This window comes from Shewanella atlantica, from assembly GCF_003966265.1.
GTDB classification, from domain to species: Bacteria; Pseudomonadota; Gammaproteobacteria; order Enterobacterales; family Shewanellaceae; genus Shewanella; species Shewanella atlantica.
Window position 1 is genome coordinate 91647 of record NZ_RXNV01000003.1, and the last position, 23777, is coordinate 115423.

Consider the following 23777-nt stretch of genomic DNA (forward strand, 5'->3'; position numbering starts at 1 on the left):
AGATACCTTTATATTAAGTCATCTTTAGATAAGATATGGTCATTTGATAAATCTCTATTTACTGCCATGCCAATAATAAACTCTGTCATTTCAGGTTTTAACCCAATTCCAGGTCGTTTATAGTCTAAATCATTCTCAGTTAAAACCTCACCAGCTTTCATATCGCGAGTAATAACAATGCTACGCCTAAATTCCGCTTTCTTCTCATCAGTTTCTGGAGCCGTAATACGGAAACAGCCTAATGCATCTACAACTCGACGACTACCAGTAACAATCTTAATCATTTCATCCTGGTTTGCTGACACTTTGTGATCCCACCCTTCCATTTCTTTATCTAATGTAAAATGTTTTTCCAATAGACAAGCCCCCATAGCAACAGAAGCGAGCGGAATTTCAACTCCAATAGTATGGTCTGAAAAACCAATACCATATTCTGGATAAGTAGCCATCAAAGTTTTGATATTATTTAAATTAACATCTGCATCGACTGGTGGGTAAGTCGACACGCAATGTAATATGACAATCTGGCTGTTACCTGTAGCTTCAATACACTTAACCGCTTTATCAATTTCATGAAGCTCACTAAGGCCTGTTGAAATTACCATCGGTTTACCTTTTTTCGCTAAATAAGTTAAAAAAGGTAAGTTATTTAAATCCATCGAAGCGACTTTTATAAAAGGAGTATTCAACTTATCAACTAAGAAATCAGCTTCTTTTTTACTAAATGGTGTCGATGTGCAGTCAATCCCCACTTCATCTGCAAAAGATTTCATCTCTAATAATTCTTCTTCAGAGATTGAGTATGCATCAACAATTTCTTCTAGAGTGTAATCATCACGATCACGATAATCATCTGCAATAAAAAAGTTATCTTCATACTTTTTCTTTGCAAAAATAGTATCTTTCGACCAACTCTGGAATTTTACACAATCAACACCAGCATCCTTGGCTTGAACAATTAATCGCTTAGCTAATTCCATATCACCGTTATGGTTCGAGCCTATTTCTGCAATAATGTAAGGCTTTGAAAAGTTGGCAATTGTAAATTTAGTTGTTATTTTCATCAGTATTCCTTTATTCCCACCATAAGGGATAATGTAGTGATTTAATTTCGTTCTTTTTACGCATTTCTCTTAACGCATAAAAATGTACATTCGTTTTATCTAAGCAAGCATAATGTGTATCAACAATCATTTGCTGCTTTTTCTTTAAGTCTTCATTGTTAGAACCAATGATGTTTCCACTATGTTGACGATAGAGTGTTTCTGTTTCATTAATAAATACTGCAGACAACTGATTAAACAATATCAGAGAATAAAAATACCAATCTACAGCTATCAATTCTTTTGGAAAGGTAAAGTCTAGCCCTTCGACCCTTTTCAAATTAATAGCTGTATTCGAAAGTCCAAAAATATTTTTTAATAAAATATCATCTAAATATATAGAATCCCCATTACAGTAACGACGGCTAATGTACCTGCGTTCAATCAACCCCGTATCGTTGAATGACGTATAATCATTAACCACTACGTCATATTTTTTTAAGTATTTTTTTGATACCTCAATACGGCTGCTCATCAAAATATCATCTATATCTGCAAAGACAGCCGTATAATAACCTAGTTCAATAGCTTGTTTAATTAACGACTCTCTGTTTTTTGCAATACAGTCTTCACTTGCCAATTCAATAATGGAAAGCTCAGGGTATTGCACTCGTAATCGGTCCAATGAACCAAAGCCATCATTCATCAATAAAACATCAAAATATTTATCTGTCTGATTGACTAATGACAGACAATAATCATCAATATAGCGTTTATCAGTTGGATAAATAACTGTAAGTACAGCTGTTCGTTTTTTGTCATAGTAAAGTTGATTGGCTTTAATACAACTACCTGGTTTAACCTTGCTCCCCTGAATAACGACCGAATGACTGCCTAAAAAGGAACCTTTACCTATTGAAGCATTACCATTAACAACTGCACCAGTGGAAATATGAGTATGGTCACCGATAACACAATCATGCTCAACAAGTGCCTGAGAGTTAATTATGCAATTATCACCAATCGATACATTAGAATTAATTATCACCCCATGGTGGACGACACTACCATGACCAACTTCTGAAAACGAAGACACGTGAGATAATGGTGATATTATTGTGGCAAAACGAACCTTATTTACAAGACGAGAGTAGATATCTTCACGTAATGAAGAGTTTCCTAGAGTGCCTATGGTGATGACAAATTCACAATCAGGAAAATCATCCACTTCATCATCAGTACCTACAACCGGATATCCTAGGATTATTTTCCCAATATTTTCTTGTTTATCTAAAATACCAACAATTTCATACAAGCCTGTTAAGTGAATAACATCAATAACTGAATGACAGTGACCACCGCAACCTATCAATATAAGTTTCTTTGTCTCATTCATATTGGTGTGCTCGGTAAGTTAATAAGGTGCGCCTCAATAAACTCAGAATATTTGAGTTCACCTCTCAGTGCACCTTTAAACATTGGTAAGCGGTGCATTAATTGCCAAATAGGCCTAGTCATAATACCTGCATCATTTGTCTGTTTCAAAAGTTCATTACGTGCATCTATTGAGGGGCATATAACGGCATTTAACCAATAGTTAGATTTTGCATATTCAGGTTCAACTACAAATTGGAATTCACTTTCAATAAAATACTCTTTATATTTTTCAGCTAACTGTCTCTTTTGAGCTATATATTTTTCAAGCACTTCCATTTGTGCGCAACCAAGCGCAGCATTAAGGTTAGGCATTCGGTAATTAAAACCAGGTTCATCATGATAAAACTCATAAGGATGTGGGACTTTAGCCGTGGTTGTCACATGTTTTGTACGGTCTCCAAGCTCAACGGTTCTGCATAGCACTATCCCACCACCGCCAGTTGTAATTATTTTATTACCATTAAAGCTGAGTGCACCAAAGTCACCAAGAGTCCCGGTATGCTTGCCTTTATAGAATGAACCTAAGCTCTCAGCAGCATCTTCTACAAGTGTGATATTCCACTTATTACAAACAGCTATAAGTTCATCCAATTCGACTGGATGCCCAAAGGTATGCATTGGCACCACCGCGCGAATTGGACGCTGAGTCTGTTTATGAATACAACCATTTTCGGTCACTTGCCCATGCTGAGTTAGAAACTCATCCATCGCTTTAGGGCACAAGCCTAAGCTCACTGGCGACACATCAACAAAAATAGGCTCTGCGCCCATATGATGTAGCGCATTGCAGGTCGCAACAAACGTCAACGCTTGAGTAATGACAAAATCGCCACGTTGAACACCTGCCATATAAAGTGCGGCGTGAAGTGCGGCGGTGCCGTTGACAGTCGCTACAGCCTTAGCTGTACCCGTGTAGGCTTCAATCTTGTGTTCAAACTGATCGACAAACTTACCCACGCTAGAAACGAACGTGCTTTCAAGAGTTTCTAGAACATACTTCTGCTCATTGCCATCAAATGATGGCGCATGCAGAGGGATAAAGTCATTGGTTTGGTATACATCACGAACAAACTCAACTATCGATACTTGGCTCATTAATCTGCTCTCTACTTTTTGCGGGTCTACTTGGGTCATTGCTAGTTAAACTGGCGAATATCAATTACATTTTGCTATCGAGGTACTTGCCTGTTTCTTTGTGACCAAAATCAGGGAGCATAGTGAAAAACAGTTTCACTATCTCTTCTTTACTCCACTCTCGAGCCGTTTTCATTTGACCAATCTCTCGTTCAAACAGCTCAAGCAATTTTTGTTGATAAAGCGGCTCATTTTTAATGATGCCTAAGTTATCAAAGCGCGCCATATCCAGCGTTTCATTAACCGTGAAGAACTCTTCAAAATCTTTTTCCCCAGTGGTATCACTTGAAGTAAATAGACATGGCCATTTACCTTGCGCTGGCAGCGTTTTTGCTAATTCACGCGCTTCTTCTTCACTCTCACATAGGTGTGGCTCATAACCTCGTTGCTCAAGGTATTTGACTGCAATATCAGCAAATGAAATAAGATGGAGCGCTTCACTTAATTTCGGGAAAAAAATGTCGCGATTTTCACCGAAAATACAGGACATTAAGCACAGCTCACCCGACTCTTGCGGAGTAACGAAATAACGTTTAATGTCATTTGGGGCAACAATCGGTTGACTCTTTTGGATGCGTTGATTAAAACCATGTAAAAGCGAGCCATCTGAAAAAGCCACATTTGCAAAGCGTGCAGTAGAAATAGCTATATGCTCACTCTTGCGCATCAGAAACATTTCCATGATACGCTTTGAAGCCCCCATCATGTTCACAGGATTCGCGGCTTTGTCTGTTGAAACACAGAAATACTTTTTCGCGCCGGCATCAATCGACTGCTGAATGGTCTTGTCAGTATTAAACACATTGACATCGATCATTCGCATCAAAGTAAATGGATCCTTTTCACTGCGAACATGCTTTAGCGCCGAAAGATTCAAAACGTAGTCATACTGACCATCCGTCTTAATAAACGCATCGTACTCAATAGAACCGATGTCTAACGCAAAGGTTTGAAAGTCACCATTGATATAACCAAATGAACTACGGATATCACGCACCAGTTCAACCATATTGTTTTCGCTGATGTCTACAACATGAAGCTTAGCTGGGTTACGCTTAAAAATTTCTTTGGTTACCGATTGGCCAATAGAGCCTGCACCACCAAGAACAAGAAAACGAGATTCAGAAACGATATGCGATAGTTCAACTTCATGATTAACGATATCTTGAGTAAACAAAGCGTCACTGCGGCCAATTAAAGGCAATATATAATTCATAATAAACTCTTATTTTTTATATTTTAGAAAACCCAAAACAGTATAAACTATAAAGTAGCGTAATGACGATACCACGCTTAATTCAGCCACTTCACGATAGAATAACCACTGCCACTTTAAAACTTTAATTTTATTTTGTGTCATACCGGAATCTATCCGATATTTTGCTAATACTTGAGGGACACCTTTAGCCATATCGATATCTTTTAAAATATCTAACCACAAACCCATATCTTGACGTTTTCGGATTAATGGCATAAAACGTTTTCCCAATAACTCTGCATCATATACAGCCGTTAGGCACCCTATAATATTGCTATATAAAATCTGCTGGTACGTAACCGTTAACCTAGGTTCTACAAAGCCTCCATCACCATGATTACCAAACTTTTGATACCAAGTGTAAGACAGTGCAACATTATTTTTTTGCATGTAACCAATTTGGATTGACAGTTTATCAGCAAGCCAAAGATCATCTGAATCTAAAAATGCTATATACTTTCCACCAGCTTCTTTAATCGAGCGGTTACGAGAACCGCCAGCACCTAGGTTTATTTCATTTTCAAATAAACGAATACGCTTATCTTTATTTCGATATTTATTGATAATAGCTAAGGTATCATCGCTAGACTTATCATCTGTAATCAAAAGCTCCCAGTTTCTATATTTTTGCGCCAAAACTGAATCGATACTTTGCGCAATCGTTTTAGCCGAATTATAGCTAGGCATGATTATCGAGACTAATGATTCCATTTACCTACCCATACCAAATAATACAACCTTCACTGTTTTTAATAGAATTTTGATATCTAACAGTGAACTATGGTGCTTAATATAATAGATATCGTATTTATGCTTCCATACAGCATCCTCGACAGATGCACCGTAAGGGTAACTCACCTGGGCTAAACCTGTTACACCAGGCTTAACTGCGTGACGGAAACGGTAATATGGGATTTCTTTTTCTAGCTCAGCAATAAAGACTTCACGTTCAGGTCTTGGGCCTACGATAGACATTTCGCCCATGAGAATATTGATAATCTGCGGTAACTCATCAATACGAGTCTTGCGGATAAAATTACCAACTTTAGTCACACGAGCATCATTCTGACTTGCCCATTGCGCACCTGACTTTTCTGCATCGCTCCGCATGGAGCGAAATTTAATGACCTCAAACTCATCATTATACTGACCAGTACGGCGTTGCTTATAAAAAACCGGACCGGGGCTTTCAAGCTTAATAGCTAACGCTGTGATAAGTCCAACAGGTATAGCAACGGTGCAAAGTAAGAATGCAGCGAATAAATCAATGACTCGCTTAGCTAACTGCGTTCTTTTCGTTGATAAAATCGAAAATGCTTTTTGATGCAAGAAGTAACCACTGTGAAGTAATCGAACTTCGGTATAACCCAGTCTCTCATCTAGATAGCTAACTAAAGGTTCTACCCAAGCTCCAAGTTCTGTTGCTTTAACTAGGAACTGCCTTTGTTCTTTATTTAGACGCGCACTTTCAAAATGACATATGACTTTACAGCTCAGATCGGTAATAGTGTAATCATTTACAACCATATCAAATGTGTAGTCATCCACAATTTCACCTATTTCTAATTCCCTATCTGTTGGGCAATAGATATAAATTCTTGGTTGACTTAATACCTGTGACTTAGATTTAAAACGCTTTGATACCGTTTTAATCGGTTGAAACTCAGCAGTGTCAGCGGTTTCATTTATTCGTATATTCATACAAAGACCAAAATTGTTAATATCGTGGATGCCTAAAGGCGAAATATGTTGCTTGAGTAATAAAAAGTAATTAAAAATTTAAAATATTTTTGCTAGCAAAACCCTAACAAGCACTAATCATGTTAGCGAATTCATTCACGTTTACATCTCAGTCTTTTATACCATGCTGAGACACTTTTAAACCATTTTGAGACAGTCGATATGTCGCTATCCCTTGTAAGCCCTCGGTTTCGCTGTTTTTCTTTAAACAGTCCCAATAGGCTCTTCTTTTTATTTAATCTTCTTTTTTTACAAAATATCTTATCAGAACAATCATCACAGCCAACATGCCACCTAGCATGGTACCTAACACACATATAAGTGCTCGTTTAGGCCCAGCCTTTTCTTCCGATACTAACGCTGGATCAATTGTCTTAAACACATACTCATCTCTAACTTCGGCAAACATGATTGTTTTTGCTTGCTCTTCGATAAGTTTGTAGAGTATCGAACGAATATCAGCAACATTTGTTTGTGCTATTTGTTTATTCAGAAAATCACTACTTCTATAAGCTTCAGCAACATCGCGATCTTTCATCGCTTTATTAATATCTTCAACTAACCAGGTCACCCATTGCTGCGCAACGGCAGGCGATAAGTGCTCTACTGATACCCTAACCATGCCTGTATCCTTTGCCGAGCTAACAGATATGACTTTAGTAAATACTTTAAAGGCTTCTTGCATCGAAGGTTCAGGCTTAAATGGTGCTTTAACTTCACGTACCCACTTATTCTTACTAAAATCAAACAGCTCTTCATCGTAGATAATTCTGTTCTCAGACATGTTCCATTTTTCAGCGGCCATTAAATCAGGAAGAATATTGTGTTTTTGGATAAACTGACTGGTAAATTGACGTGACTTCATCACCTCGATAGCCATCTGGGTTTTATCTACCCCGCCCCCGCCACCTAAATTAATACCCGCCATACTGGCAAGACCACCAAATTGCCCAGCTAAGGCACTTAAACCACCGCCTTGCTCTTCACTAGCTGGCGCTAATAGCGCCTCAGACTTGTAGGTATTAGGTTGCATTATGGCAAAAACAACTGAACCAATAGCAAAAATGGCTGTTATAGCAATAATGAGCCACTTGCCCTGCCAGATCACGGAGAAGAGTTCTCGAAGGTCGATTTCATCGTCGCTCGTGATTTGGGGGTTGACGAACTGGGCGTCGGGGTAGTTTTTAATTTCGGTGGACATTCAAATCTTGTCTCTTTGGTTGAGTCTCCGATGACGGAACGCTTCACTTTCGGAACGCTTCGCTCACTGAACACTTCGTTTACGGTTATAAGATTTACAGTAAAAGCGATTACAGATAACTGAACGTTCGCAGGCTCACTTACGGAACGCTTCGCTTACAGTAAAAGCGATTACAGATAACAGAAAATTCATAGGCTCACTTACAGCAATACTTTAAAGCTAAGACTCCTGATTTCGGACTTTTATGCTTTTAATCAATCCTGCAAGCATTACGGATATTTGCTCTGTCTTTTTCAATAGTTCATCAACAAAGTCGGCTTCAAGGTAACCGATATCTTTACCAATCATTGCTTGAGTGATTAATTCAGCAAATGAAGCCTTAGCAATATATAAAAACTGTATCTGTTCTTTAACCCCTTGCCGCTCTATCCCCTCTGCAATATTTGAAGGAACAGAAAGACCTGAACGGGTTATTTGATCTTTAAAGCCCCAATCCCTTAACTCCTTTGTTTCTGAATATATGGAGCAAGATACTTGGTAGCTCAATTGCCAGACTTCTAACTTTTAAAATTTCATAACCATCCTTGGTTTGTAAAATATCGAACGCTTCTCTTACAGTTGACGGAACGTTCACAAGCTCACTGACGGTAAGAGCTAATGCAGAGACAGAACGCTGCGCTTACGGTTGACGGAACGTTCGCAAGCTCACTGACGGAATGGCCTATGGCCACTGGATAACTGCATTTCATCCATGAGGAAAATGTCCGTTCCGTGAGCGAAGCGTTCCGTAGCCGCTTGCGGCGTTCATCTTAGATTCTAAAGATTAGCGACTGTGGCAAATGCGACTGCGGTGTTGTAGATGATGCTGGTGACTTGTGTCCATAGGGTCAAGTTATCTTTGTACTCGGTATCAAGCGGTACAATAATGGTGTCACCTGGTTGTAGATTGTCTTCGCTACTGAACCACATTGAGCTGGATGGCATCATCACAGAGCCATCTGCTTTAATGACATAGGTTCTGTCATCATCGGCTCGCTCTTTAACCCCACCAGACATATTCAGATATTGGTCAAGAGTTAAACCTTGTTTAAATCTATGAGTCGCTGCATGTTGGACTTCGCCCATCACAGCAATGGTTTGTTTGGTAGATGGTACGTATAAGATATCTGAATCTTCTAATTGAAGGTCTGCTTGTTCGATACCGACTGAGATTGCAGACAGATCAACAACCAAACGGCCTACCGCTGTTATATTCTCAAGATCGGTTAGCATCATCTGAGCATCAGAGTAATTAATTACGTTGCCGTCTTTAGATACTCCGCGGGTTGCGATATCGCGGCGTAGCTGATCCGCAAGCTTTTTAATTTCTAACTGCTCTTGCTGGCGAACCGACTCTCTAACGAAAACTGAAGATGGAAGGTATGCATATTCTGTAAAACCTCCGGCGCGATGTACGACTTCTTTAAGCGTCTCACCACGGCGGATATTGTAGATACCCGGGAATTTAACCTCACCGCGGATCTCGACAGACTTATTTTCTTGCCATGAAGGCGTCGTCATTACCGTTAATATATCTCGGCCTTTCAAAGTGACATTGGCACTGGCATCATTTTGCAGCGCACGACTTAGCTCAATGTCGACATGACTGATCGTAGAACCTTCGGTAGTTGATGAAGTACTTGTCAGCTCAGCCCTTGCAGCATAAGCTCCCTCTTGTAAACCACCACCGGCGACAACTAAATCATTCAATTTAGCGCCTTTAGCTAACGGGTATATTCCTGGATGACGCACCTTGCCGTTTATCGCTACGACCTTAACATTACTTCCTGATTGTCCTTGGTCGATAAGTTTGGTTACGACAGGATATAGCAGCTCACTTCTGCTCATCACCCCACTTAGTTTAATCAGGTCTTTATCTTCATACATGTTCGCCAACATCTTGTTGACTTCACCTTTTATCGCAGCGGCGTCATCATCAATATTCTCTTTACCTACAACCACTCCGCCGACTTGCGAACGTTGTTGTAATTTGTTCCTGTTTAGCTGGTCGAAACCAGATTTAAAAATGTCAGTACCAAGCAGTGAATCCCCTGATAACGCCTTAACTTTTGCTAAACGTTGTTTAACTAACTTATTAAGCTCGTATCGGTTTTGGGCCGCATCATTGTAATTGAAGAGAATGACTCTATCTCTAGCTTGTAAAAGTAGGTCTTGCGAGGCCAACTTATCGTTAATCGCCTTAGCCGGCTGGAATTGATAAACCTCAATATCGCCATACTGATTTAATTCTCTGACTACGACTCCATAGTCAAGATCTGCGCTTGAGGCTACGTCTCCCCAAAGTGAAGGAAGCAGATCACTGATTTTTTGCCCCTGGTACCACTGGTATTTACCGGGCCTGACTACAGCACCTATAACTGTGATTGCATCTTTAAATTGATTCGATGCCCCTTTTACTCTGACTAAGTCCCCAGCATGTGCTCGTGCGCTTTTACCTTTAGCAGATTTTAGATCTACGTTAATGATGCTTTTAAGCCCTTTGTCATTAAAGCGTTCGACGCTGGTGCTTTGCGGGTAAGCTCCAGGCTTGAATCCCGCAGCCATTTGAATGATGTCTGCCATCTCTTCATTGGCCTTAAGTTCGTAAACAGCTGGCCGACGAACCTCTCCGGTGACACTTATAAGGCCACCTACCGACGGTATGAATACAACATCGCCGGAGCGCAAACGCAGATCGCCTGATGCATCTCCTCGCATAAGGAGGTCATATAGATCCATACTGCCAACGAGCTTACCGTTTCGTTTTAATTTGATGTTTCGAAGTGAGCCAATTTCATTAACTCCACCTGCAACGAACAAGGCTTGAGTAATGGTCGACAGGCTTGAGACTGTATATGAACCTGGCTTGTAAGCATCACCAGCTACAAAAATTCGTATAGAACGCAATTCACCCATGGTGATGTTAGATTCGATACCTATCATCTGCTGTTGAATTCGAGAAGTAAGCAGCTCCCGAAGCTCGGCAAATGTTAAGCCGTTAACCGATATAGGCCCCAGTTCAGGAAATTGAATCACGCCTTCGCGGTTTATGACGAGATCATATTCATTGTTGTCTTTACCATATAACTGAACTTTTATGTTATCGCCCGGCCCCACCAGATATTCACTTGGCACTGGGATATCGGAAACAGGAGCAAAAGTCGATGGCTCTCCTTGAAAGAGATCGTATCCAAATCGTTTTAACTCATTTTTGTTTGAGTCCTGTTTAAAATCGAGAGAGTTTTTTGCTTGAGTTGATTGATCAATGACGTTGTTAGTTGACGCTCTTGGCGCGACTACTTGAGGATTTTCTATCTGTTGTTGGGCTGTAGAGCCACCTAACATAGAAGGGTCTATACCATATTGTTTAGCGAGTCTTTGCTGTTCAGAAGCAGGCAAGTTTTTAAACTGCTCTATCATCTGTGGAGAAGGCATAGCAGCTTGTGCCTGCGCGCCTAACAAAACTAAGGCACTGATGCCTGCAATAACAATTTTTCTGGTTTTGTGTAACACCGGCGTTCTCCATTAAAGAGGTTTTGAGCTATGAATCAAAGGCAAGTGCGAACGGTCTAAGACCTACGGAACGCTTTGCTTACAGAATACGGATAACAGTTTAGAGCTAAAAGCAAATGCGAACGGTCTATGACCTACGGAACGCTTCGCTGACGGAATACTGGTAAAAGTTTAGAGTTTAGGGCTAAGAGCAATTGCGAACGGTCTAAGACCTACAGCACGCTTTGCTTACAGAATACGGATAACAGTTTAGAGCTAAAAGCAAACGCGAACGGTCTTCGACCTACGGAACGCTTTGCTTACAGAATACGGATAACAGTTTAGAGCTAAAAGCTAAGGCGAACGGCCTTCGACCTACGGAACGCTTTGCTTACAGAATACGGAAACAACGGAGAGTCACAGGCAAAAAGTCACCAGCGATAAGCTAACCGAAGCGACGTTTTCTGCCTTTCAGACACGCTACCGCCCATAGGTTACGGCCCCTAAACTGCCCTTCGCTTGATGCGAAAATTTAATTTTTTAGTGTTTAATTAGCCCGCGCCGCGTGCGGTCAGGGCCAAAAGCGTTGATTTTAATAGGTATGACCAGTTAAAACCAAACAAAATCGAACACGGGAGTATACCCGAACCAGAAGATAAATGCAGTCTAAGTTATGACCACAACAACCCTTTAAATACTGCGATATACAGGCAACTTAAAACACACAAATTTAACAGCGATTAGCACGGCTCTAATTTAGTTCTGTTTACTTCGGCTTAATGCTGCTTTTAGGCACTGTGACCCGCTTTTGCTGGCCCATTATTTCAAATAATATATGACAGCGCTTGTCGCCACTTTTTTCGGCAAATATGCCGTCTAAATCAACGAAGGGACCTTCGATAAAGGTGACTTTATCTCCTTCTGAAAATTCAGGTGCTACTTCTGGCTTTAGCTGGTTCAGTTCAATATCCGAAGACTCTGACAGTTCAGCAACAAGTTCTCGCTCGCGCAATTGAATGGCGCTAATAATCTCGTCGTCGATCGGTGTCATCAGCTCTTTACAGCCAACAATTCGGGAAACACCGCGGGTAGAGTGAATACGGCTAACGCTTGTTACTTGGGGATCGAAATAAGCAAAGAGGTAACAGGGAAATAACGGCGAAGTGCGGACGCTTGTTCGGCCAGCCTTAACCACTTTCTCTGCAATATTTGGGAGATAGGTATCGATCTGTTGTAGTGCTAAATTTTGCTGTGCACGAGCTTCGCCCCGTGGTTTGCAATATAAGAGATACCAAGCCTTCATAACATCCTTTTTGTTGTTGCTTTATATTCGACATTCGAAATTGAATTTATAGCAGCTGCGCTCTACAGCCTTGGGATGCCCTTCTCGTTTATCTGCTAATTTACAAACCGTAAATAATACAAAAACTAAAGAAAAAAATATCAGCAACAATGAAAAATATGACGTGACATCCCATTCACGGGCTGGATACTACCAAAGGAGTTTAGCTTTTGGAACTGAAAAGTTGCGATTTGGTTTACATTAGATTCCCCTTACTAACGCATTGTTTACTTAATGCGCAGGCGTGTCGAGTTATTGGTTTACGACCGTTTGTTGACGCTATATTTTACAAATTAAATTTAAAGATTCGGGGCTAAAGCCCTCCTACATATGATGGCAATTCTTCTACTTTTTAAGATCGCCTTTGTTGGTAATACTGAGAGATGCTTCGCGGGAAAAATTAGGAACACTGCGCATCAGGTAGACGCGAGCTTGAACGAACGTAAACAGATTAAAAGATTCGGGGCTAAAGCCCCTCCTACATTTGCTGGCAGATATTCTACCTTTTAAGATCGCCTTTGTTGGTAATACTGAGAGATGCTTCGCGGGAAAAATTAGGAACACTGCGCATCAGGTAGACGCGAGCTTGAACAAACGTAAACAGATTTAAAGATTCGGGGCTAAAGCCCCTCCTACCTATGACGGTAGTTCTTCTATTTTTAAGATAATGTAGGAGCGGCTTTAGCCGCGATAAACACCCACACGTAAATCCTGCAATTACAAATACTGAAACAGCTCAGATAGGAAGTAACAGCCTTTAGCCGTGACACTAGATTCCAATGAATGATTTTAACACCTCGCCTTCTCGTTATTTTTACAGTTCGACTTGTTTAAATACTCATCACTCGGTTCATCTAAATTGACATTTGCAGCCTGAAAAGGGTATATAAGGTGGGTTTCGTAGGATTTATAACTTCAAATAGTAAAATATAACAATAGTCTGTGACACACTTGTTAGCGGCCTGGGCACATAAAGTTCTTACAATCATAGATTTAATGTAAGCAAGTACCCAATTGGCATGTAAAGTTACAAGACTGTAAAACAAAGTAGTAATATTTTTCTGTGGTGACATTTGTCCCGCAGGCAATCACAAGCGAAGGTGGAAGACTTAATGAGCGTAGCAAAACCCCAGGGGACGATGCTCGGGCATCCGAAGGGATTGTTCCTGTTGTTTACAACAGAGTTATGGGAACGATTCAGTTATTACGCAATGCGTGCCATTTTGGTGCTGTATTTGGTAGATAAAGTACAAACTGAAGGTGGTCACGGTTTAGGTTGGACCAGCGCAGACGCCCTATCCCTCTACGGTACATTTACCGGTTTAGTATATTTAACTCCTCTCATCGGTGGCTGGTTAGCCGATAACTATCTTGGTCAACGTCGTGCAATTGTTATCGGTGGTGCCTTGATGGCAGCCGGTCAATTCATTCTTGGTACACCACATGCGTGGGTACAGGGCATGGAGACAGAGGTGTTCTATCTTGGTCTTGCCGTATTGATTTTAGGTAACGGCCTGTTTAAGCCAAACATCTCTACCATGGTTGGTGACTTGTATGAAGAAGGTGATCATCGTCGTGATGGCGCATTCACTATCTTCTATATGGGTATCAACGTTGGTGCTTTCCTTTCAGGTATCATTGTAGGTTCGGTTGTTAGCGCCTATGACGGCAACTTCCAGATGGGCTTCATCTGTGCCGGTATTGGTATGGTGCTGTCTCTTATCATCCAGTTTGTGTTCGCACAGAAGTTACTCGGTGATATAGGACGTTTCCCTGCGGCTAAGCTTGAAAAAGAGAGAGCAGCAGCGGCTGGTGACGTTCGTAAAGAGCCACTAACTAAAGTTGAACGCGACCGCATCAAGGTCATCATGATCATGGGTCTGTTCACTATCATCTTCTGGGCTGGTTTCGAGCAAGCCGGTGGTTTGATGAACCTGTTCACCAACGACTTTACCGATCGTATGATTGGTGGTTGGGAAGTACCGACTACTTGGTTCCAATCATTGAACGCCATGTTCATCGTTATCTTTGCTCCTGTAATCGCCTCTATCTGGATCCGCTTAGGTAAAAACGAGCCTAACTCTCCGGTTAAGTTTGCCTTAGGTCTGGTACTGCTTGGCATTGGTTTCCTATTCATGATCGGTGCAGTTCTTGAAATGGGCGGTAACCCTGATGCTAAGTCAAGCATGTGGTGGTTAGTAGGCGCATACTTCTTCCATACAATGGGTGAGCTTTGTCTGTCTCCTATCGGTCTGTCAATGGTAACTAAATTGGCTCCGCTTCGTATCGCATCATTAATGATGGGTGCCTGGTTCCTGTTCGTTGCTATGGCAAACAAGATTGGTGGTGTTGTTGGTTCATTCATCGGACACGGCGGACCAAAAGAGGAGCAGCTTGCTAACGCAATGTCTATCTTCGCCGGTATCGCAATCACATCGGCTATCTCAGGTATCGTCTTGTACCTTATGGCTGACAAGCTTGTTGACTGGATGCATGGTGCCGAAGGCCCACATCACACCGAAGAAGAAGCTCTGGAAGAAGAGATGGCAGTTACTGCAGAGCATGAAGGTATACAGCATTAAAAGAAGATTTGAGACGCTAGGTTCTAGTTCCTAACTCTCAACGCTTCAATCGAACTAAAACGCCGCATATTTATATGCGGCGTTTTTTTTATGAAAGATTTTAGCCAAGAGTGCCTAGGTTCGAGGACTTAAAGTAATACGTCTCCCTGACGATTCTATTCTAAGGCTGGTAACTCAATTAGAAACTTTGCCTATCGCAGAACCTAAGAATTTCAGTCTTCCTTGGGCAGGTATTCTGCAGGGCATTCATACACGACCCCTTTGCGAATTTTGATCAAAGCTGCCAGCATTGCGGATAACTGCTTGGTTTCATCTATCAGGTGTAATGCTTTACCTTTATCGACTAAGCCTACTTCAATAGCGATATATAGCTGTGTAGCCAACTCTCCGGCTGAGCCTTTGGAATAATAGAGGAATCTTGCTGAATCTTTAGGTGCCCCTCTCTCTTCTCCTTCTGCAATATTGGACAGTATAGAAAGTGCGGCTTTAGCCGGGAATGGGTTTATGACCGATACACAGCTGATTCAGTCGCAGCTAAAAAGATTCGTGGCTAAAGCGCACTCCTACAAGGGAGGGCAAGTTTGTGAACGATAGTGTAGGACCGGCTTTAGCCGGGAATGGCTTTGTGAACGACGCATAGCTGATTCAATTACAGCTAAAAAAATTCGTGGCTGAAGCACACTCCTACAAGGGAGGGCAAGTTGGTGAACGATAGTGTAGGACCGGCTTTAGCCGGGAATGGCTTTGTGACCGATGCATAGCTGCTTCAATTACAGCTAAAAAAATTCGTGGCTGAAGCACACTCCTACAAGGGAGGGCAAGTTGGTGAACGATAGTGTAAGACCGGCTTTAGCCGGGAATGGCTTTGTAACCGATGTATAGCTGATTCAATTGCAGCTAAAAAGATTCGTGGCTGAAGCACACTCCTACAGAGTCTAAAATGACAACTGTACATAGCCGCCGGTGGGGGTTTGGGTGTCGTAGACGAGACCATGAAACTGGTTTTCGAGTAACATCTGCTTATGGGCGGGCTTACTTGAAGAGATACACAGCTGCTCTCCAGGCATTAAAGTCCTGAACTGAGCACTGGGATGCCCCCAATCCAATATTCCAAGCTGTAGAGAGTCTGAGAGCGCGAGAGGGGTTAATCCTTCATTATTTCGGATATAACAACGTAAGCCTTGGCCGGCTTGCGCTATTGATGCTCTGTATTGGGTTAGCTCAACGACCACGTAGACAATGTCGATGCAGATATCCAGACCTGATTTGGTCATGCGTTCATTGAGATAAGTCAGCATGTTGTAGGGTTCGATGATCGCCTGAGTGGTTCCATTGCGGAACAACTTAAGCTTTTGATTAACGAAGCTCTTAAGCAAGACGCTGGCGAAAGCTGCGCGATTATCCTGCGGGTGAAAATGAGCCATATACATCACAAGGTGTTTATCACCGACATTGACCGTATCGATAAAGTAAGCACTCACCTCATCGGTCTTAAACAAGCTGTAGTCAATTTTTGCGGTGAGATAGTTAATCTGTGACGGGGGAAATAACTGCTGCTGAACACTCTTTGCCGCTTCAGCATTTTGTTCTAAGAGAGCCAGGTTATCTTGCAGCTCCTGATAGGAGAGCTCCTCGATATCCTCGAGCTGGACATCTTTGGTGTGTTTCTCATCGAGGCACTGCTTTATCGCATTTTCGATGAGAAACAGATCGGAGACGGGCTTAACTAAGTAATCACTCGCGCCTATACGTAGCGCTTCAACTACATCAGCCATGACCTGATTACCCGATATTACGATTGATGGTGTGCGGGGATTTATCTCAGACATCTTCTTGAGCATGACCAGGCCACCCATAATGGGCATACTGAGATCGGCAAGGACAATGTCGAATGCTCTTTGCTTAAACTTTTCCAGCCCCTGTTCGCCATCATCGGCTTCGATAACCGTCGCACCGCGGCTATCGAGAAACGACGCAACGATACGACGAAAAACAGGATCATCTTCAACGAGTAGAATGATTAAATCTTTTAACGCCATATGGGTCCTTTTTAGAAGGCTCGAGTTCCCGGGTTCTACTATCGGTGGTCTGGGAACTTCGGCATTTCCCAGGACCTTCTTTAATCTAATTCCTGCATAAACTCATCTAACAGCTCATCTTCATCAAGATCGACAGGTACATCACCATCATACACCTTATAGTCCATATGTTGAAAATAGGCTTCTTTAACAAAAGTATAAGGGTCTAACGCGTTATCGACGAGTCTTTCTTGATCGATAGCTCCGGCCCTTCTATGCAGGTTCTCAAGCCCCCATTTCAACAAGGACTGCCACACAGTTATCTCCGATATTGGAAAGTATAGGCCATCAACCCAGAACGACGCGACCTCTCTGGTGACATAAGGTCCCAAGAACGGCGCCATAAAGTATGGGCCATTAGGTACACCGTAGTAGCCCAGCACCTCATTGAATTCATCTTGTTTGCGTGGCAGGCCCATCATATCGGCGACATCAATGACACCGAGTAGCCCCATGGTCGAGTTTATCGTAAAGCGTCCACCGGCATTTGCGGCCCAGCCCCATTTACCCTGCAAGGTGTTGTTTACCAAGGAACTGGGTTCATCCAGGTTAGATACAAAATTATGGATACCTGTCTTCACCGGTCTAGGTACATAATCGTTATATCCATGAGCAACTGGTCGATAAAAATACCTGTCCAGGTACAGGTAGTTAAAGTCCCACATAGCCCGGTTAAACCCTTCGATGGGATCTCTGGGGTCAACATAGGTAACGGTAATCTCTGGAGTCGTGACTTCTGCATCAGATGGCTCAGACCTGCCAACATCAGAATCAGTTCCTTCAATGTCAGCAGCGATATCGGATTCGTCAGTTTGGCCTGAAATGCCCTGTTCAGGGTAACTCTGTTCTGAGTAACTTAGAGCCGAGTAAGTCAGGTCAGAGTCTGTTTGATCAGGGCTAATTGGGAATTCGGTAGAATCGACGTGTACACGTTCGGCGTCCTGTCCGTATATGTTTAACTGCGATGCTGAAATGGGAGCAACGCCAAACACTGCTATAACCAGCATTATCCATTTAAACTTCATATTTCTCTCTTTGGTAAAACAACTGAATCCGTTTCAGCTGATACTGCTTACGATTAACACAAACCAGATACTGTATTGATGCTAGATTTAAGAGTGAGTCTCAGTTGCCGGAGTGCCATCGCCCTCATACTCAAACTTAACCTTTTGCTTAGGCTATTAGCAGGAAAAACTAAAGTAAGCCTCTGCTTGAGTCGATAATGAGTAGTAATGACAAATAATTGCCCAATCAGTTTAAAACTAGACTACTCAGTGTGATTTTTGTTTGTAAGGGGCTAAGGATACTTGCCAAAAAAAATAGATCAAATTTATTATCACGAAAATTGTAAGCACTAATGAAAAAATACCGGAAATCAATCAATGTCAGAACCTGTCAACACACGTAATGGAAGTAGCACATTGCCCATAACAAGAGTCGTTTCCGGTAACCATTCCAGAGTAGAGATGGTGCCCTCCAAGGACACTCAACCTCATGAAAAAACAGGTGCTACTGCGCCCAACAGCACTAATACCAGCACTAATACCAGTGCTAATACTAGTGCTAAACCCAGCTCAGCTGCGCAATCGGCACCTCCTGCAGGTTCGGGGTCGGTTGTTTCCCAAAACGCCGACAGTAAGGCTCAATTACCATCCACCACCATTGCCACGGACAGACATCCACAAGTAAAAATTGAGGCTCAGGGATTAAGAGCTGCCGTTATACAGTTTTCTTCAAAGATAGACCAAATAACTTTAGATGGCTCAAAATACAATATTGATTTTTCATCTTATTCGAGTCGTCGCACTGCGTTAAAGGCGATAAGTTATCTGGTCAATACTAGTCAAGAGTTCTCATTTTCTCAAAACCCACAGTCTCAAAAAACTCAGGTTCAAACAGCATTAGCTCAAAATTCATTAGCTCATAAAATACAGCCTCAAAATACAGCGACCGATAGTGCCGTAACCGTTGCGGGAAAAGATTCATTCACGGCTCAGTTGATATCCTTAGGAAAAACGATAACTACCAGCCTGCCCGAGGGACTTAAAAGCTTGATCCAACAAAATGGGATAGACCTCAATCAATTAAAGCAGCTGAGCTCCCGTCCACAAGGCTACCCTCTTCCCACCGCCCAGTACGACGGCAAGGCGTTAACTTTATCCAATGGATTGTCACTGCCTCTGCCACAAGCCACTCTCTCTGCTCTCAGCGCCGCTCAACCCTCACCCACTCATGGCGCGACTCCCGGGCTTGAGCTGGTGCCCAGCATTAGTTACCAAAACCGGCAATGGGTTTTAAGGCTTACTCCTATCGTAGAAACCAGCATAGTGGAGCTCACATCTAACTCACAGGCTCAATCATCACGAAACACGGGGGAGATGGAGTCACAGTTGGTGTTAGCTAAGCCGGAATTATCTAAGCTGTACTCAAATTTGATAAAGGTGCTGGAAAAGCTCCCCTACAAAGACCCGAACGGCTTACCCCCAACCAGTTCCAATGCCCCCGCTACCAAGCAGTCAGCTACAGGTGTTTTAGCTGAGGCCAGCTCAACTGGCGGATCCGCCAAAGCCAGCACTAACATGAACCCGGATACTTTGGCTAAGTCACTATCAAGCACGCTCTCTACTGCTTCAGAATCTAATGCTTCAGCTAATAAGACATCGGGAGTACAGACAAATACCGAGCAGGGCATTAAGTCTCAGGCCATTCAAAACCAGTTGAATCAGGCCCAGACAATTAAAGGGCTTAAGGAAGGTACTGATTTACAATCGCTTAAGCACCTAGCAGCTAAACAAGAGTCACCTAATCAGCTATCACCTAAACAAAAGTCTGAGCAGACTTTACCCGGTACGGTGAAACAGGAAAAGGAGTCCTCTTCGTCAGGGCTAAACAGAGATCTCATGTTGAGTGCTCTCAATAAGGCATTTGGTAAAGCCGGAGGGCTTCCACAAAATACGGAGAAAGCCGCAGAGCCGCAAAAATCCCTCGCAACTCTCTTATTTAAACTTTTACCACAAATTCACCCCTCTATGTTGCGAACTTTGGCACTTCCGAGCAAGGTGCAGGAGGAGTTAGTGGGCTTGTTGAATTTAAATTCAACTGTTGAGGTCAATGCTGTAGCCAGAGCTAGCATGTCACACATGAATTCAGTCTCGTTACTGTTTCAGCTTCTGCTTGGTGTAAAGACGGCAGGCTTTACCGGTAAACCCGGAAGCGGTAGCAGCTCTAAGCTCAGTACATCATCTCAAAAATATTTACAAAAGCTACAGTCTCAGTTGGGAGTCAACCACTCACTCCTGTCCATGTTCGATAAGGCGGGGACCACTGAAACTATGGCGAAGTTAGTTAACAACCTGAACCTCTACTCCCAGGCCAGCAACGATAGCAATGGGCAGACAAACTGGTACTTTACCCTCCCCTACTCACTCAATCAGCATCAGGACCAACTTGAGGGACAGTTCACCAAAGAGGAAAGTAATCAGGAGGATGACACTAATTCAAATTGGCGACTCCAGCTCAAATTTAACTTAGCTCAAGGGCCTCTTTTAATTAAGACCCAGATAAAAGACAACCGCTTAGATATGACATTTAACGGCGAGGATGACACCTTACTCAATAAGATTGATCTGCTGTTACCACCACTTATGGAAAAACTGGTCGATATCGGTTTAACACCGGAAAAGGTAGTAACTAAACGCTCTAAAGTACCCGCGACCCTACTCCCGGGCGATCATTATCTGGTAAAGATAAAGGCTTGATTGTGTAGGAGCGGCTTTAGCCGCGAAAGATGACAAAAGCGCTCCTCAAGGAGCAGGAATTGTTAATGTAGGACTGGCTTTGATGTAAGACCGGCTTTAACCGGGAGTGGTTTAGACGTATATCACTGCCGATTCGTAACCAAGAGCTTCGCGGCTGAAGCACGCTCCGACAAAAAAAGGGCAAACAGTTAATGGTTAATCGCTACTGTGTAAGACCTGCTTTGATGTAGAGCCGGCTTTAGCCGGGGTGGTTTCTAGCAAATTAATGAATATAGTGACAGATATGAAAAATGAAGATGATACCCAACAAGAAGATAACCGACAGACAGAACGACAAGCTGTAGCGCTTGGGTTCGATGGTCAACACACGCCTACAGTTACGGCTAAAGGTACGGGGCTTGTTGCTGAAGAGATAATTGCATTAGCCGAAGAGGCGGGTATTCATATTCATAAGAACCCGCATCTCAGTGACTTTTTACAGCGCTTAGAACTTGGCGAGGAGATCCCCAAAGAGCTCTACTTTCTTATTGCCGAGTTAATTGCATTTGTGTATATGCTCGACGGAAAATTCCCCGAGCAGTGGAATAACATGCATCAAAAAATTGTAGAGGAAGTTTGAGTAAACGACGCACACCTGGTGTGCTAATTGACGGCTTTGCCTTTAAAATCTGAGACGATGGCTTCGCCTGTATAAGCTGAGACGATACCAACAAGTTGGCTTAACAAGCAGAGATGACACTTGCAGCGCAAGTTATCCGGCGCTTCGCTTGCGTAGGACCGGCTTTAGCCGGGAACCATTGGAGGTATACATTACCAGGTTATCCCACTGCGGTTAAAAGCTTCGCGGCTAAAGATCGCTCCTACAGAGAGGGAATGGTAGGGTTAGTTCTTGTGTAAAACCGGCTTTAGCCGGGAACCATTGGAGGTATACATTACCAGGTGATCCCACTGCGGTTAAAAGCTTCGCGGCTAAAGCGCGCTCCTACAGAGAGGGAATGGTAGGGTTAGTTCTTGTGTAGGACCGGCTTTCGCCGGGAACCATTGGAGGTATACATTACCAGGTTATCCCGCTGCGGTTAAAAGCTTCGCGGCTAAAGCGCGCTCCTACAGAGAGGGAATGGTAGGGTTAGTTCTTGTGTAAAACCGGCTTTAGCCGGGAACCATTGGAGGTATACATTACCAGGTGATCCCACTGCGGTTAAAAGCTTCGCGGCTGAAGCGCGCTCCTACAGAGAGGGAATGGTTGGGTTAGTTCTTGTGTAGGACCGGCTTTAGCCGGGAACCATTGGAGGTATACATTACCAGGTTATCCCGCTGCGGTTAAAAGCTTCGCGGCTGAAGCGCGCTCCTACAACGCCCCAATCAATTCAAACAAGGAACGTCAAACAGCGCAGCGTCGTCTTAGCTCTTACAGTTCAGCAGGAACACCGGTTAGCGCAGCGTCACTTTTTCTTAACCTTTCCCATGCAATCTGATGAGTAACTCGGCTTCGGCTCTCGGGATCTCACATTCATTAATCAGCTCATCGACACCGGCACCTAAGTCAACCATTTTCATTGCGCGAGTGTACAGCTTGGCCTGTGGGTCTTGTTGGTTTGCTTCGTCGAGTCTGGCATCTTGTCGAGAGGTTTTCTTTTCCAGCTCCAACATGCGTTTTCCGACACCTATGGTACCGCTTCTTAGCTCTTGCAGCTCACGCTTCACCGCTTCTCGTTGACGATCACTCTCTTTAACTAATACGGTAAGAGCATCGACTTTCGCCTTAAGCTTAGCGGTTTGCTTTTGTTGAAAGAATGCTAAGCCTAAACACGCAATCACATACACTAAGGCTGCGATTAAGATTTCATCACCGATCATGTGAATATACCAATTCCGATAAGTATGTTGTCAATTCAGAGCTACTCAGGCTTTTCAATTCAAGGCGCATTGATGTAGAAATGGTTATTCCCTTGCAACACAGAAGTGAATGCCAGAGAAGCTCCCTCGGGCGGCTAGTGATTTAACCAAGAGTAAGACTCTTTTAATGAAGTAACTTTATAGAAGATACAAAACTTCAGGCTCCGGCAAAACCGGAACCTGAAAATAGGCCAGCAAATTCCTGAACTTAAACTCTGACTAAACTCAATCTAAAAGATTGGAAACTAATAGGTAGAAGCCAGAGTCAGAAACTGTAGCGATTAAATTTGGGACAGCTCCATCCACTCTTCGTCAGATAACAGCTTATCCAGGTCTACAAGAATAAGTAATTCATCATCCCTGTTACTCACACCTTGAATAAACTTAGCACTTTCTTCTGTGCCGACGTTAGGTGCATTATCTATCTCTGAACCACGAAGATAAACAACTTCAGCCACACTGTCGACAAGAATGCCAATCACCTGCTTTTCAGCTTCGATGATCACAATTCTTGTTGAGTCATCGACTTCAGCAGAAGCTAAGCCGAAACGAGAGCGTGTATCTATGACTGTGACAACATTACCCCTTAGGTTGATAATGCCCAATACATAGTGAGGAGCACCAGGAACGGGTGCAATTTCGGTATATCTTAATACCTCTTGAACCTGCATGACATTAATGCCATAAGTTTCATTGTCGAGTCTGAATGTCACCCACTGTAACACTTCATCATCTTTATTTACCGCTACCGCTACTTTATTTGCGTCTGTCATATCT

General features: G+C 42.7%; 17 protein-coding genes and 1 pseudogene. 3 read left to right on the top strand and 15 right to left on the bottom strand.

The window, feature by feature from the left end:
* Positions 1-8: 8 nt before the first annotated feature.
* The 10 genes and pseudogenes from EKG39_RS09150 to rfaH all read right to left on the bottom strand — a co-directional run bounded on the left by EKG39_RS09150 (position 9) and on the right by rfaH (position 12647).
* Positions 9-1064, bottom strand: coding sequence for an N-acetylneuraminate synthase family protein (locus EKG39_RS09150; protein WP_126505426.1), 1056 nt, complete (start codon positions 1062-1064; stop codon positions 9-11).
* 10 nt (positions 1065-1074) lie between these two features.
* Positions 1075-2439, bottom strand: coding sequence for a NeuD/PglB/VioB family sugar acetyltransferase (locus EKG39_RS09155; protein WP_126505427.1), 1365 nt, complete (start codon positions 2437-2439; stop codon positions 1075-1077).
* On the bottom strand, positions 2436-3575 hold the full coding sequence (locus tag EKG39_RS09160) for a LegC family aminotransferase (RefSeq protein WP_126505824.1): 1140 nt from the start codon (positions 3573-3575) through the stop codon (positions 2436-2438). Before EKG39_RS09160 ends, EKG39_RS09155 begins: the two co-directional genes overlap by 4 nt.
* Positions 3576-3639: 64 nt before the next feature.
* On the bottom strand, positions 3640-4830 hold the full coding sequence (locus EKG39_RS09165) for a UDP-N-acetylglucosamine 4,6-dehydratase (RefSeq protein ID WP_126505428.1): 1191 nt from the start codon (positions 4828-4830) through the stop codon (positions 3640-3642).
* 9 nt (positions 4831-4839) lie between these two features.
* The gene (locus EKG39_RS09170) at positions 4840-5583 is read right to left on the bottom strand and encodes a glycosyltransferase family 2 protein (RefSeq protein ID WP_126505429.1); all 744 of its coding nucleotides are present in this window, start codon (positions 5581-5583) and stop codon (positions 4840-4842) included.
* Positions 5584-6573, bottom strand: coding sequence for an exopolysaccharide biosynthesis polyprenyl glycosylphosphotransferase (locus EKG39_RS09175; protein WP_126505430.1), 990 nt, complete (start codon positions 6571-6573; stop codon positions 5584-5586).
* 274 nt (positions 6574-6847) lie between these two features.
* Positions 6848-7813 (bottom strand): Wzz/FepE/Etk N-terminal domain-containing protein, encoded by a 966-nt coding sequence (locus EKG39_RS09180; RefSeq protein ID WP_126505431.1) that lies wholly within the window; start codon positions 7811-7813, stop codon positions 6848-6850.
* Between the two features lie 219 nt (positions 7814-8032).
* Positions 8033-8377 (bottom strand): annotated as a pseudogene (locus tag EKG39_RS09185) (four helix bundle protein); the annotation flags it as partial.
* Positions 8378-8629: 252 nt separating this feature from the next.
* Positions 8630-11365 carry an SLBB domain-containing protein gene (locus tag EKG39_RS09190; protein WP_126505432.1) on the bottom strand — a complete coding sequence of 912 codons (2736 nt, stop codon included), beginning with the start codon at positions 11363-11365 and terminating at the stop codon, positions 8630-8632.
* A 745-nt stretch (positions 11366-12110) separates the two neighbouring features.
* Positions 12111-12647, bottom strand: coding sequence for a transcription/translation regulatory transformer protein RfaH (gene rfaH / locus EKG39_RS09195; protein ID WP_126505433.1), 537 nt, complete (start codon positions 12645-12647; stop codon positions 12111-12113).
* A 1151-nt stretch (positions 12648-13798) separates the two neighbouring features.
* On the opposite strand from rfaH, the gene EKG39_RS09200 reads away from it, so the two are divergent.
* On the top strand, positions 13799-15268 hold the full coding sequence (locus EKG39_RS09200; protein WP_126505434.1) for a peptide MFS transporter: 1470 nt from the start codon (positions 13799-13801) through the stop codon (positions 15266-15268).
* 212 nt (positions 15269-15480) lie between these two features.
* On the opposite strand, the gene EKG39_RS09205 is transcribed toward EKG39_RS09200, so the two are convergent.
* The 3 genes from EKG39_RS09205 to EKG39_RS09215 all read right to left on the bottom strand — a co-directional run bounded on the left by EKG39_RS09205 (position 15481) and on the right by EKG39_RS09215 (position 18131).
* On the bottom strand, positions 15481-15792 hold the full coding sequence (locus EKG39_RS09205) for a four helix bundle protein (RefSeq protein ID WP_126505435.1): 312 nt from the start codon (positions 15790-15792) through the stop codon (positions 15481-15483).
* A 411-nt stretch (positions 15793-16203) separates the two neighbouring features.
* Complete coding sequence (locus EKG39_RS09210; protein ID WP_126505437.1) at positions 16204-17307, bottom strand: response regulator; 1104 nt, start codon at positions 17305-17307, stop codon at positions 16204-16206.
* A gap of 80 nt (positions 17308-17387) precedes the next feature.
* The gene (locus tag EKG39_RS09215; protein ID WP_425470167.1) at positions 17388-18131 is read right to left on the bottom strand and encodes an MlaA family lipoprotein; all 744 of its coding nucleotides are present in this window, start codon (positions 18129-18131) and stop codon (positions 17388-17390) included.
* 597 nt (positions 18132-18728) lie between these two features.
* Between EKG39_RS09215 and EKG39_RS09220 the strand changes: the two genes are divergently transcribed.
* On the top strand, positions 18729-21104 hold the full coding sequence (locus tag EKG39_RS09220; protein WP_126505440.1) for a hypothetical protein: 2376 nt from the start codon (positions 18729-18731) through the stop codon (positions 21102-21104).
* 283 nt (positions 21105-21387) lie between these two features.
* Positions 21388-21723 carry an EscU/YscU/HrcU family type III secretion system export apparatus switch protein gene (locus tag EKG39_RS09225; RefSeq protein ID WP_126505825.1) on the top strand — a complete coding sequence of 112 codons (336 nt, stop codon included), beginning with the start codon at positions 21388-21390 and terminating at the stop codon, positions 21721-21723.
* A gap of 833 nt (positions 21724-22556) precedes the next feature.
* Here the strand turns inward: EKG39_RS09225 and EKG39_RS09230 are convergent.
* Positions 22557-22961: a DUF2802 domain-containing protein gene (locus EKG39_RS09230; RefSeq protein WP_126505442.1), complete on the bottom strand. Its 405-nt coding sequence runs from the start codon at positions 22959-22961 to the stop codon at positions 22557-22559.
* Between the two features lie 320 nt (positions 22962-23281).
* Positions 23282-23773, bottom strand: coding sequence for a chemotaxis protein CheW (locus EKG39_RS09235; protein ID WP_126505444.1), 492 nt, complete (start codon positions 23771-23773; stop codon positions 23282-23284).
* Between the last annotated feature and the right edge of the window lie 4 nt (positions 23774-23777).